This is a genomic window from Yersinia sp. 2542 StPb PI, from assembly GCF_048593855.1.
Classification (GTDB): Bacteria; Pseudomonadota; Gammaproteobacteria; order Enterobacterales; family Enterobacteriaceae; genus Yersinia; species Yersinia enterocolitica_E.
Map to the genome: position 1 here is coordinate 1 of NZ_JAZGQA010000148.1, position 11,113 is coordinate 11,113.

An 11,113-nucleotide genomic window follows, 5' to 3' on the forward strand; every position below is an offset into this window, starting at 1 on the left:
GTTGAAAGTATTATAAATATGTTCAGGATAACAGAGAACATTATGACTCAATATCGACCTCGTTCAGCACGAGGAAATTTGCTCACCTTAGGCCAACACTACGGCCAATCGCTGCTGGGTGCACCGCTGCTTTACTTCCCTGCCCCCACGTCATCTGTTAACACCGGATTGATTATCGCCGGCACCCATGGCGATGAAAGTGCGGCCATTGTTGCCCTTTCCTGCGCGTTACGCACTATTGCCCCGGAACAACAGCGCCATCATGTGGTATTAGCAGTGAACCCGGATGGTTGCCAATTAGGGTTACGTGCTAATGCCAATGGTGTTGATCTTAATCGCAATTTCCCGGCAAAAAACTGGCAACCAGGCGAGACGGTTTATCGCTGGAACAGTGCCGCTGATGCACGTGATGTCCGGTTATTGACGGGAGAACACGCAGGTTCAGAACCAGAAACACAAGCTTTATGCGCCTTGATTGAGCAACTTGCTCCCCGCTGGGTCGTCTCATTCCATGAACCGCTGGCCTGCATTGAAGACCCTGGTAACTCTGTGCTAGGGGCTCGGTTGGCAGCCAATTTCGCATTACCGCTCGTTAACAGTGTCGGTTACGCCACACCGGGGTCATTTGGTAGCTGGTGCGCTGATCGCAATTTGCCGTGTATCACCGCAGAATTACCGCCGATTTCCGCCGATGCAGCCAGTGAATGTTATCTGGCTGCGTTGGTGGATTTACTTACGTTGGCGGATTAAACCGACAAATCAATCGCCCCCGTAGAGAAGTGCAGTCCATCCTCAATGTCCTGTTCCAACCATGTCGGGCCGTCGAGATCAACAAACCGCGCGCCCGGTGCCAGTGGCAAGGCCGCTCGTATGGCGCGGGAAGTACACAACATGCAACCGAGCATAATGGCAAATCCCTGTGATTTTGCCTGCTCGGCTAGCAATAACGCTTCGGTTAACCCGCCACTTTTGTCCAGTTTAATGTTTACCATGTCATAGCGGCCAACCAGTCCGGCTAAATCCGCCCGCGTATGGCAGCTTTCGTCAGCACAAATCGGCAACGGATGAATAAAATTCTGCAAACTATCATCTTCACCGGCCGGTAGCGGCTGTTCCAGCATCGCCACACCTAAATCTGCCAGTAACTGGCAACGGGCAACCAGCCCTTCGGTTTGCCAGGATTCATTGGCATCCACGATTAAGGTCACTTCTGGCGCAGCACTGCGGATCGCCACTAAACGCTCAGCAATAAGATGGTCATCAAGTTTTATTTTCAGCAATCTGGCGCCAAGATGTGCCAATGCACTGGCACTGTACGCCATCGCTTCTGGCGTGCCGATACTGACTGTTTGAGCCATTGAAATATGGGGAATAGCCGTTGTCTGGCTCATGTGCCACAAACTTTGTCGGTTCTGTAAACATTCCAACTGCCACAGTGCACAATCTACCGCATTCCTGGCCGCCCCTGCGGGTAATAGCTGCTGTAAAGCCTGCCGTGAAATGCCACCTTCTATGGCATTCACAACCAAAGCTAGCTGTGCCATGACCGATGATTCACTTTCACCATAATGTGGATATGGGGTACATTCGCCGCAAGCCAGAATGCCGTCCTCTTCAATCTCGACGACCACCACTTTGGCTTCTGTACGGCTACCACGGGAAATAACAAACGCAGAATGTAAAGGCCATGCCTCAGGGTAGAAACGCATTGTTCTCAATTATGGCTCCTTGGCAGAATTCGGGCTTGAGTATCAGACGTTAGAACCTAACGTAAGCAAAATCTCAATTATTTAGCAAATTTCTCATATCCAAGCCGCCATTGTTACCTTAAACTGAACTTCGTGTTACACATCTGTAAAAGGGATCAAATAATGACACAGACCGTACATTTTCAAGGCAATCCAGTGACTGTTGCAGGTCAACTGCCACAAGCTGGCGATAAAGCAAAAGACTTTACTTTGGTTGCGAAAGATTTATCTGATGTTGCCCTAAGCAGCTTCATTGGCAAACGTAAAGTCCTGAATATCTTCCCAAGTATTGATACCGGCGTTTGTGCGGCATCGGTACGTAAATTCAATCAATTGGCTGGCGAACTTGAGAACACCGTCGTTCTTTGTATCTCCTCTGACCTGCCATTTGCTCAATCACGCTTTTGTGGTGCTGAAGGCCTGAGCAACGTAACGACCTTATCAACGCTGCGTGGCGCCGATTTCAAACAAGCTTATGGTGTGGCCATTACCGAAGGCCCATTGGCTGGTTTGACTGCGCGTGCTGTGGTGGTTCTGGATGGGCAAGATAACGTTATCTACAGCGAACTGGTTAACGAAATCACCACTGAACCAAACTATGATGCCGCGCTGGCAGCACTGAAATAACTGGTTAACTTCGGTTTAACTAAACCGGAGCATTAACTCAAAACGGCTGGCCCATCTGGGTACAGCCGTTTTTTATTACAATCCGTTTTTAATACTATCTGTTTTTAATACAATCCGTTTTTAATACTATCCATTTATAGCAACACATTGCTCTGTTGCTTACTCCTCTTCGCTGTCATCACTGACTGGTCGCTTACTGCTTAAACCATATTCGCGCAACTTGTTGGCAATCGCGGTATGCGAGACGCCAAGGCGCTTGGCCAATTTACGTGTACTGGGATAATTACGGTAAAGACGGGTCAGCACTGAGCGTTCAAAGCGTTTGCTGATGTCATCAAGCGAACCATCAAGCACTTCGTCCCCCAGTACGGCTTCAACTTCAAACTCCGGCAAGATAATGTCCTGGGGCCGCAGTTCGAAACCGTCCAATTGGGTCAGGGCGCGATAAATGGCATTTTTCAACTGCCGCACATTGCCGGGCCAACCATAATTAGTCAGAAAACTGCTCAGTTCAGGAGCCAACTTCGGCCGTGGCACGCCTTGTTCGTCCGAAAAGCGGGCAACGAACAATTCGGTCAGTGGCATGATATCAGCCTGACGCTCACGCAATGGTGGCAAGGTGATAGTCAGCACATTAAGGCGATAATAGAGATCTTCACGAAACTCACCACGCTGAACCAACTCCACCAGGTTCTTTTGCGTGGCGCAAATAACCCGAACATCGACATGCACTTCATGTTCTTCCCCGACACGGCGGAAGGTACCATCGTTTAGGAATCGCAACAGTTTGATTTGCATGCGTGGCGACATTTCGCCGATTTCATCCAGTAGCACCGAGCCACCATTCGCCTGCTCAAAGAAGCCTTTTTTACCTTCGATGGCATTCGGGTAAGCCCCGGCTGCATAGCCGAATAGCTCGCTTTCTACCACATCGTCCGGCATTGAAGCACAATTAAGGCCAAGGAAAGGCATTTTCCCGCGCGGGCTACGCAAGTGACAGGCGTGAGCCAAGAGATCTTTACCGGTACCGGTATCACCAACCAATAGCAAGGGGGCATCCAGCATCGCCAACTTACGGGCTTGCTCAAGCACTTGGCGCATCTTAACGCTGCTGGCAACAATCTGTTTAAATTCAGTATCATCGTTAACGGATAAGATTTGTAACTGTTTACCCATGCGCGCCGTGGATTTTAACATCACCACTGCACCCACTGTTTGGTTCTGCTGATGCTCGTCTTCAAGCTCGATGGGGGTTATCTCCATCAGGTAATCCTGATTGTTGATCAACACCCGTTCGGTATGAGGCGCGGTCTCCCCCCCTTCAAACCAACGAGCAAAGTTATATCCCCCGAGTAGACTGCCGGCAGTTTTGTGGCGAATACGCTCTTCATGAAGGGAGAAAAGCTCACGGGCCGCAGGGTTCGCTAACTCAAGATTACCTCTTAAATCAATGGAGAATACCGGTTCTGGCATCGATTCAAGTAACGCTCGCAGCGAGCGGTGTTCACGTTCTGATGGCATAAAGGAGACGGTTCGAACGTCTGTTACCCCCTCGATACGTCGAATATCCATCATTAAGGCACTGAATACACTGAAATCCAGTTGAGAAAAGTTCAGGTAAATACGCCCTATCGGATCAATTTCGATCCCCCGTAAATCAATGCTGCGTAAAACCAAGAGATCAAGTAACTCTCTGGTGAGACCGAGTCGGTCTTCACAAAAAACTTCCAAGCGCATCAGTATCGACCTTATATAGTGCAGGTGCGGAGTCTCTGCTTATGATAATACCCTGTCCCCCCTTGCTGATGAAGCAGTCTGTCAGCAAAAGTTGACAGGAATCGGGTTTTTGCTGATTTTTTTCCCGACCAATGCTAGCAAGGTAAGATTTTCAGCGCCTGCGCGCCATACATCTAGCGAGTTATTAGTTTTTATAAGAATAATTCAGAATAATATAATGCCTGACTGTATCAGTCCCTTCGTCAAGGTGAGGTGACACTTTGCATTCCATCGGCCAACTGGCTATAGTAGAGGTAGCCATATGACCGAGGAGGTTACATGAGAGCTTATCAGCCTACCCCCACAGCCAAGGCAGGGGCGCTCTGGCGTGAAATTGGTTTGCCGGCCAGTCGTGGCACGGTATTGGTGGATAGCATCAAATTGGGTTTTTCTGTCGATGTCATCGACAGCATCCATCTCTGGGCGTCCATACCTAAATCTGAAGTATTGCGTGCTACCGGTATTCCCAGCCGTAGTCTAACCCGCAGACGCACCCATGATGGCCGTTTTACCCCGGAAGAGAGCGAGCGAATTGCGCGTTTCGTGCGAGTAATGGATGCCGCCGTTGATCTATTTGGTGGTGATAAAGGCAAAGCCATCGTCTGGATGTCGACGCCAATTAAGGGGCTTGGGCATCGCAGCCCTGACTCACTGCTGGAGACCGAAACCGGCGCGCTAGAAATCTGTGATTTAATTGGCCGGCTGGAACACGGTGTATTTTCATAGCGGAGTGCCAGGAAGGATAAAAGTTCTATAGGGAAGATGACATGGATAAGTTCACAATTACTGGCAACCCGACGGGGCAATACTTATGATGCTCTATCGCATTGTGATGCGCCGTTATCTTGCTTCAACCTGGACCGGCTATGGCGCTGAAATCTATGGCGGCCGCTGGAATCATAAAGGCCACGCTGCCATCTATTTAGCCAGTAGTGTGTCACTGGCAATGCTGGAAACACTGGTGCATATTCAAGACAGCTCAACACTCAGTGAGTTTGAATTATTTCAAATTGAGATTGATGATAGCAATATCATGCTGTTACAGCCACAGGATTGGCCCATTGACTGGCGTAACGACCCCGCACCTGCCGCTACGATGGATATCGGCACCGAGTGGTTGGCATCAGAATCATCAATTGGATTACTGGTCCCGTCCACACTGGTGCCATCAGAACACAATATGCTGGTCAACCCACGCCACAAAGATTTTCAGGCCTGTTTGAGTACCGCCAAAACACTCTCCTTCGCCTTCGATCCGCGATTGAAATAGCCAACTGATTACGGTTTAGCTTTGTCTTTTTTCGGCAGCGTATTTTTCAATTGGCTAATCAACTGGCGGCGAAAATCTCCCAGTTTAGGTTTATCACCATCCAGCCACGGTAACGGGCGACATAGCTCCATCGCTTTGATACCCAGTCGGGCGGTCAGTAGCCCCGCCCCGATCCCTTGCGCCGCACGAGCCGATAAACGAGCGGCCAAATCCTGTGACAACCAATCCATACCCACTTCTCGTACCAATTCGGAAGCCCCGGCAAAGGCAATGTTCAGTAACACTAAGCGGAATAACCGAATTCGGCTGAAATATCCCAATTCGATACCATACAGAGCGGCAATACGATTAATCAGACGAATATTACGCCAGGCGATAAAGGCCATATCCACCAACGCCAGAGGACTGACCGCAATCATTAATGCTGATTCAGCAGCGTAGCGGCTAATTTCTGCCCGTGCCTGATTATCCAGTGCTGGCTGTACCAGTTTGGCATATAACTCAACCACTTCTCGATCGTTATGAGTCTCATGCAGTGACGCCTGCCAACGTTGCAGTGCCGGATGCCCTTGCTCCAATCCGGCCTGACGCGCCAGTTTTTCACAAAAGGCGCGCCCTTGCCCGATACCGTGACTCACCAAAAGTTCGCGTGCGACATCGCGCTCTTGTGCCCGCTGGCGTAAACGGTATAGACGCCGCCACTCGGTCAACACCGAACCGACCCCAGCTACCACAATCAGCCCACCGGCAGTCGTTGCCCCCAGTGCTATCCAATCCTGCTGCTGCCAAGCCTGATTAACCCATTGCACTGACTGGGCAATCACGCTGACACCAAAGAGTGCCAGTCCGGCCGTCACCATTTTGCGCCACAGACTGCGTTTGGGTTTCAGCGCAGCATTCACCAACCCTTCCACCCGCCCTTCTTCATCTTCAGCGTCTAGTTCAGGTGCCGCAGGGTAGAAGTTCTGCGCGGTTTGTTGATCAAAAGCCTGTGCTGCTTTTAATACTGGCTCATCAAGAGGCTGCAAAGGCTGTTCAAAATCTATCCGTGGTTTCAACGGCTCACTCATCGCAACTTATCTCCCAATAAGAACTCCATCACTGCATCCAGCCGAATATGGGGCAATGGGCTATCAACATTCACCGCTTGTGGGCGAAATTCATCAAAATGAAAACCCTGTTGCTGCCAGAATGCCGGACCAGGCAAACGCGCCGGGACATCCCCCGGGAATACCGTCAGCGGTACACCATCCAGCAGGCGATGGCCACGCAATGCAGGGATTTTTTGCCCCTGATGTTCGACTATGCCACTTTCTGTCGCCTGTACCGATGCTAGCCCAACACAATCCATACTGATCCCTTCGAAAGCAGCATTTTGCCAGGCTTCCTGCACTAATTGCTGGAGTAACGATACCAGATTCGCGTGTTGATCCGCCGTCACATGATCCGCTTTAGTCGCCGCAAACATCAGCTTATCGATACACGGCGAGAATAAGCGACGGAATAACGTTCGTTTTCCGTAATGGAAACTCTGCATTAATTGGGTCAGAGCCAGGCGCATATCGTTAAATGCCTGCGGCCCGCTGTTCAAGGGTTGCAAACAATCCACCAGCACAATTTGTCGATCAAATCGGACAAAATGCTCTTTATAAAAACCTTTCACCACCGAGTTGCAGTAATAGCTAAAACGGGTGCGTAACATACCCAAATTGGAATGTTTATCCGCCTGCGCCAGCCGTGATTCACTCAGTTCATTCACTTCCGGCCACGGGAAAAACTGTAGTGCAGGCGCACCAGCCATATCACCAGGCAGGACAAACCGCCCGGGTTGAATGAAATGCAGGCCTTCATTCTTGCAGCGAATAAGATAATCGGTATAAGCCTGTGCAATGGCCGCTAGCTGGTTTTCGTCTGCCGGTGCTAACGGATCACACTGCTGACACAATGTTAGCCAAGGTTTGGCCCACTGTGCGCGATCCCCTTGTAGTAGGCCCGCCATCTGGCGGGACCAGCTTAAATAGTCCTGTTCCAACATAGGCAGGTCCAGTAACCATTCACCAGGATAATCGACAATCTCCAAATAAAGTGTCGATGTCTCTTTAAAGTGGCGCAAAAGCGAATCACCAGAACGAAAGCGCAATGCTAAGCGAATTTCACTGACGCCACGGGTTGGAGTTGGCCAGTTTGGCGGTGTGCCATATAAAGACGCCAATCCTTCATCATAGGTAAAACGTTGAATACCCAAATCACGCTGCGGCACCCGTTTTACACCCAGTAGCCGCTCTTCGCGCACAGCCGAAAACAGCGGCAAACGTGCACCGCTGTGGACATGAAGTAATTGATTCACTAACGAAGTAATAAAGGCAGTTTTCCCGCTGCGGCTCAAGCCGGTTACTGCTAAGCGGAGATGGCGATCCATCCCACGATTAACCAAAGACGTAATCTCATTTTGCAGTCGTTTCATGCTTCTCCTTGGCAAATTGGCCAGCAGCTGCCTGCATTGCGCGTTTTAACATTGGCTCTAGCAGCATCAGCAGCAACCAACGCAGGGGCTTGCGGCTCACACTCTTTACTATCAAGCCAGCCGCACTGGCCGGGCCATAGGCCAATGCAACAGTAAAGATAATTTTAACCAGTGACGTTAATACTACACCTGCACGTGAACGGGCGGGATTATTGTTCATCTTTTGCCCTCCGGCAGGCTATATGGATAGGTAAGTAACATCTATGGGCAACATTCCCGGCTGCAATAATTGGTAACACTACAACTGGCGAAAACGGCTCTGAACACCAAAAGTCTCAGAGGTGACATAGCGCTCTACCTGGCGCAAACGCTGCTCCCCGGCGCCCAACTCAAACTCTAGTTGATCCAGAAGCTGACGAGGCGTTGCTTCATGCTGCCCATTAAAACTGGCTGCGGGGACCGGTTCCAGTATAAAAGTCAGTACGATATAGGCCGCGATAGTGAAAACAAACAAACCAAAGAACAGGGATAACACCACCATCACCCGAATCAATCGTACTGGAATATCAAAATAGTGGGCCAGACCAGCACACACCCCTTTGATCATCCCCTCTTCTGGCACCCGGTACAGTTTTTTGCCACTTAACATATTATTTTTAAAAACATCGCCCATTATGACTGCCTCCAGTTCGGATGTTGCGCATCAAGAATTTCTTCTAATGTTTGAATCCGTTCCCGCATCCGGCGAGCATCATCAGTTAACTGTGATAGGCGCTGCATATCCTGATGACTAAGCTGAGCGCCACTTTGCTGGCGATTGCTGTAATGCAGCCATAACCAAATAGGTGCGACAAACAGCACAAAAATGGTCAGTGGTATGGCAAGAAACAGGATACTCATTCGTTCCCCTTAATCATCTGGCGGGTATCCGCATTTTAATTATGGCAGGCCGCTTTATTACTTACGGCCCGCTCGATATATTTTCGCCACTAAAGCGATAAAACAGAGCAAAAGATAGGGCTTACGCAAATGGATCAAGACCATTACTCAGCCGAATTCATTTTCGCTTTCAGGGCGGCCAACTGGTTACTGATTTCATCATCTGCTTTCAGTTCAGCAAACTGGCTTTCCAGCGACTTTTGTTTGCCGACCCCCACAGTTTCAGCCTCAGCTTCCATATGGTCAATACGCCGCTCGAATTGCTCAAAACGTGCCATAGCTTCGTCGAGTTTCCCACTATCGAGCTGGCGGCGCACATCGCGAGATGACGCAGCAGCCTGATGGCGCAGGGTCAGCGCCTGTTGTCTGGCGCGGGTTTCAGTTAGCTTACTTTCCAACTCGCTAATTTCATGTTTCATGCGGCTCAGTGTTTCTTCCACTGTAGCCACTTCACGGGTCAGTGTATCAATCAGTGCAATAACTTTTTGTTTTTCAATCAGTGCTGCGCGGGCTAAATCTTCTTTATCTTTACGCAGTGCCAGCTCGGCTTTCTCCTGCCACTCTTGCTGCTGACTTGCGCTGTGATCGATGCGGCGCAACAACTGTTTTTTCTCAGCTAATGCGCGGGCAGATGTTGAACGAATTTCGACGAGTGTATCTTCCATTTCCTGAATCATCAGGCGTACTAATTTTTGTGGATCTTCCGCTTTATCCAGCAATGTATTGATGTTGGCATTCACGATATCGGCAAAGCGTGAAAAAATACCCATAATGTATGTCCTCTTTGACTTAATGGCTTTCTGAAATAGCGGCGTCTGGTTGCATCCATTCGCCTAACTCTTGTGGAATAACTATTATCAAGAGTCGTGCCAACTTTTCATGAGTTTTAATAAGTTGAAAAATAACAAAAAAACATTTTCTGCTTAAATTAAGATAGAATGTAAAGTGAGTGTTTTAACCAACTATTGGCGAATTTCATCATGAGCGAGCAATTAGAAAACCTGTTAGGCGAAGCAAACTCTTTTGTTGAAGTGCTGGAGCAAGTTTCCGGGCTGGCAAAGCTGAATAAGCCGGTATTGGTGATTGGTGAGCGAGGTACCGGTAAAGAGCTGATTGCTCATCGGTTGCATTATTTATCAAACCGTTGGCAGGGGCCGTTCATTTCACTTAACTGTGCCGCGTTGAATGAAAACTTACTCGATTCAGAATTGTTTGGTCATGAAGCGGGAGCGTTTACCGGTGCTCAGAAGCGCCATTTAGGGCGTTTTGAACGCGCGGATGGGGGTACCCTCTTTTTGGATGAACTGGCAACAGCCCCCATGCTAGTACAGGAAAAGTTACTGCGCGTGATTGAGTATGGTCATCTGGAGCGCGTTGGCGGCAGTCAGCCACTACAAGTGGATGTACGATTGGTTTGTGCTACTAATGACAATTTGCCCGCGTTAGCGCAGGCGGGCAAGTTCCGCGCCGACCTGCTGGACCGGCTCGCCTTTGATGTGGTGCAACTACCGCCGCTACGTGAACGCCAGCAAGATATCATGTTACTCGCTGAACACTTTGCCATCCAGATGTGCCGAGAGTTAGGTTTACCACTGTTTCCGGGCTTCACCTCTGCGGCAAAAGCGCAATTACTGCAATACCGTTGGCCGGGGAATGTCCGTGAGTTAAAGAATGTGGTTGAGCGCTCAGTCTATCGCCATGGCAGCAGTAGTCAGCCATTGGATAATATTATTATCAATCCTTTTGCTGTGCGGCAAGTCTCTGAAAGCAAAGATCCAGAAGTTGTCGATGATCACCTGGCGGCATTACCTCAATTGCCCCTCGATCTAAAGCAATGGTTACATCACAGTGAACAGCAGATGTTAAAACATGCTTTGGAACAGGCACGATTTAATCAACGTAAAGCCGCCAGTTTACTCGGGCTAACCTACCATCAGTTACGCGGCATGTTAAAGAAACACGCTATTTTGAGTGGCGACAGTGATCAGTAGAAAATACTTCGTTCAGCGCAGAGGATTATCACCTGCTGTTCTGAGCGAAAACTTAATCAACTCCCCCCACCCCCCGCAGATATTTACCTTTAACACAAACATTGACAGGAAGACTAATTAAATATGCGGCTTGCGCAAAACTGGATAATCCTTTCCCTCCATTACCATTAATTCTATCTTCTGCTATGGTTCCATACCAATTATCATCTACTTTAATATTAATCGCGTTAACTGATATATCACCGGGTCGCCACATAATAGTCGCATTATAATTTCTAATTATTTGATTATAAATCAT

14 protein-coding genes are annotated in these 11,113 nt (G+C 49.1%); 5 read left to right on the forward strand and 9 right to left on the reverse strand.

Translation table 11 applies throughout. From position 1 onward, the window contains the following. Nucleotides 1-42 precede the first annotated feature (42 nt). A complete protein-coding gene (gene mpaA / locus V1952_RS16095; protein ID WP_420072391.1) occupies nt 43-750 on the forward strand; it encodes a murein tripeptide amidase MpaA in 708 nt (235 codons plus the stop codon). On the opposite strand, the gene ycjG is transcribed toward mpaA, so the two are convergent. Continuing rightward, nucleotides 747-1,718, reverse strand: coding sequence for an L-Ala-D/L-Glu epimerase (gene ycjG, locus V1952_RS16100; protein ID WP_372559088.1), 972 nt, complete (start codon nt 1,716-1,718; stop codon nt 747-749). The two genes, mpaA and ycjG, sit on opposite strands and share 4 nt — an antisense overlap. A 153-nt stretch (nt 1,719-1,871) precedes the next feature. Here ycjG and tpx point away from each other — a divergent pair, with 153 nt between their 5' ends. Beyond that, nucleotides 1,872-2,375, forward strand: coding sequence for a thiol peroxidase (gene tpx / locus V1952_RS16105; protein WP_083158775.1), 504 nt, complete (start codon nt 1,872-1,874; stop codon nt 2,373-2,375). 159 nt (nt 2,376-2,534) lie between these two features. Here tpx and tyrR read toward each other — a convergent pair whose 3' ends face one another. Then, nucleotides 2,535-4,112, reverse strand: coding sequence for a transcriptional regulator TyrR (gene tyrR, locus V1952_RS16110; RefSeq protein WP_420072390.1), 1,578 nt, complete (start codon nt 4,110-4,112; stop codon nt 2,535-2,537). Nucleotides 4,113-4,430: 318 nt separating this feature from the next. On the opposite strand from tyrR, the gene V1952_RS16115 reads away from it, so the two are divergent. After that, nucleotides 4,431-4,877 (forward strand): DUF2384 domain-containing protein, encoded by a 447-nt coding sequence (locus tag V1952_RS16115; RefSeq protein WP_372559090.1) that lies wholly within the window; start codon nt 4,431-4,433, stop codon nt 4,875-4,877. Nucleotides 4,878-4,962: 85 nt separating this feature from the next. Further along, on the forward strand, nt 4,963-5,421 hold the full coding sequence (locus V1952_RS16120; protein WP_372559091.1) for an RES family NAD+ phosphorylase: 459 nt from the start codon (nt 4,963-4,965) through the stop codon (nt 5,419-5,421). Between the two features lie 8 nt (nt 5,422-5,429). On the opposite strand, the gene V1952_RS16125 is transcribed toward V1952_RS16120, so the two are convergent. The 6 genes from V1952_RS16125 to pspA form a co-directional block, all read right to left on the reverse strand. Further along, nucleotides 5,430-6,491 (reverse strand): TIGR01620 family protein, encoded by a 1,062-nt coding sequence (locus V1952_RS16125; protein ID WP_372559092.1) that lies wholly within the window; start codon nt 6,489-6,491, stop codon nt 5,430-5,432. Further along, nucleotides 6,488-7,885: a YcjX family protein gene (locus V1952_RS16130; protein ID WP_083158770.1), complete on the reverse strand. Its 1,398-nt coding sequence runs from the start codon at nt 7,883-7,885 to the stop codon at nt 6,488-6,490. The genes V1952_RS16125 and V1952_RS16130 overlap by 4 nt, the downstream gene beginning before the upstream one ends. Further along, nucleotides 7,866-8,105, reverse strand: coding sequence for a phage shock protein PspD (gene pspD / locus V1952_RS16135; RefSeq protein ID WP_083158769.1), 240 nt, complete (start codon nt 8,103-8,105; stop codon nt 7,866-7,868). The genes V1952_RS16130 and pspD overlap by 20 nt, the downstream gene beginning before the upstream one ends. 78 nt (nt 8,106-8,183) lie before the next feature. Further along, nucleotides 8,184-8,558, reverse strand: a complete 375-nt coding sequence (gene pspC, locus V1952_RS16140) for an envelope stress response membrane protein PspC (protein ID WP_193784654.1) — start codon at nt 8,556-8,558, stop codon at nt 8,184-8,186. Beyond that, entirely contained in the window at nt 8,558-8,785 is a 228-nt protein-coding gene (gene pspB, locus V1952_RS16145; RefSeq protein WP_032906081.1) for an envelope stress response membrane protein PspB, read from the reverse strand. The genes pspC and pspB overlap by 1 nt, the downstream gene beginning before the upstream one ends. Before the next feature lie 143 nt (nt 8,786-8,928). Further along, entirely contained in the window at nt 8,929-9,594 is a 666-nt protein-coding gene (gene pspA / locus V1952_RS16150) for a phage shock protein PspA (RefSeq protein WP_372559093.1), read from the reverse strand. Nucleotides 9,595-9,804: 210 nt separating this feature from the next. On the opposite strand from pspA, the gene pspF reads away from it, so the two are divergent. Further along, nucleotides 9,805-10,815, forward strand: a complete 1,011-nt coding sequence (gene pspF, locus V1952_RS16155) for a phage shock protein operon transcriptional activator (protein WP_420072273.1) — start codon at nt 9,805-9,807, stop codon at nt 10,813-10,815. A 52-nt stretch (nt 10,816-10,867) separates the two neighbouring features. On the opposite strand, the gene V1952_RS16160 is transcribed toward pspF, so the two are convergent. Then, nucleotides 10,868-11,113, reverse strand: a 246-nt coding sequence (locus tag V1952_RS16160) for a hypothetical protein (protein ID WP_420075111.1), incomplete at its 5' end; no start/stop codon positions are given.

Bases quoted from the DNA above. Each gene is read 5' to 3' on its own strand.
- mpaA (WP_420072391.1), top strand. From the start codon at position 43: ATGACTCAATATCGACCTCGTTCAGCACGAGGAAATTTGCTCACCTTA.
- V1952_RS16125 (WP_372559092.1), bottom strand. From the start codon at position 6,491: ATGAGTGAGCCGTTGAAACCACGGATAGATTTTGAACAGCCTTTGCAG.
- V1952_RS16115 (WP_372559090.1), top strand. From the start codon at position 4,431: ATGAGAGCTTATCAGCCTACCCCCACAGCCAAGGCAGGGGCGCTCTGG.
- pspD (WP_083158769.1), bottom strand. From the start codon at position 8,105: ATGAACAATAATCCCGCCCGTTCACGTGCAGGTGTAGTATTAACGTCA.
- pspF (WP_420072273.1), top strand. From the start codon at position 9,805: ATGAGCGAGCAATTAGAAAACCTGTTAGGCGAAGCAAACTCTTTTGTT.
- pspC (WP_193784654.1), bottom strand. From the start codon at position 8,558: ATGGGCGATGTTTTTAAAAATAATATGTTAAGTGGCAAAAAACTGTAC.
- V1952_RS16130 (WP_083158770.1), bottom strand. From the start codon at position 7,885: ATGAAACGACTGCAAAATGAGATTACGTCTTTGGTTAATCGTGGGATG.
- pspB (WP_032906081.1), bottom strand. From the start codon at position 8,785: ATGAGTATCCTGTTTCTTGCCATACCACTGACCATTTTTGTGCTGTTT.
- pspA (WP_372559093.1), bottom strand. From the start codon at position 9,594: ATGGGTATTTTTTCACGCTTTGCCGATATCGTGAATGCCAACATCAAT.
- tpx (WP_083158775.1), top strand. From the start codon at position 1,872: ATGACACAGACCGTACATTTTCAAGGCAATCCAGTGACTGTTGCAGGT.
- tyrR (WP_420072390.1), bottom strand. From the start codon at position 4,112: ATGCGCTTGGAAGTTTTTTGTGAAGACCGACTCGGTCTCACCAGAGAG.
- V1952_RS16120 (WP_372559091.1), top strand. From the start codon at position 4,963: ATGATGCTCTATCGCATTGTGATGCGCCGTTATCTTGCTTCAACCTGG.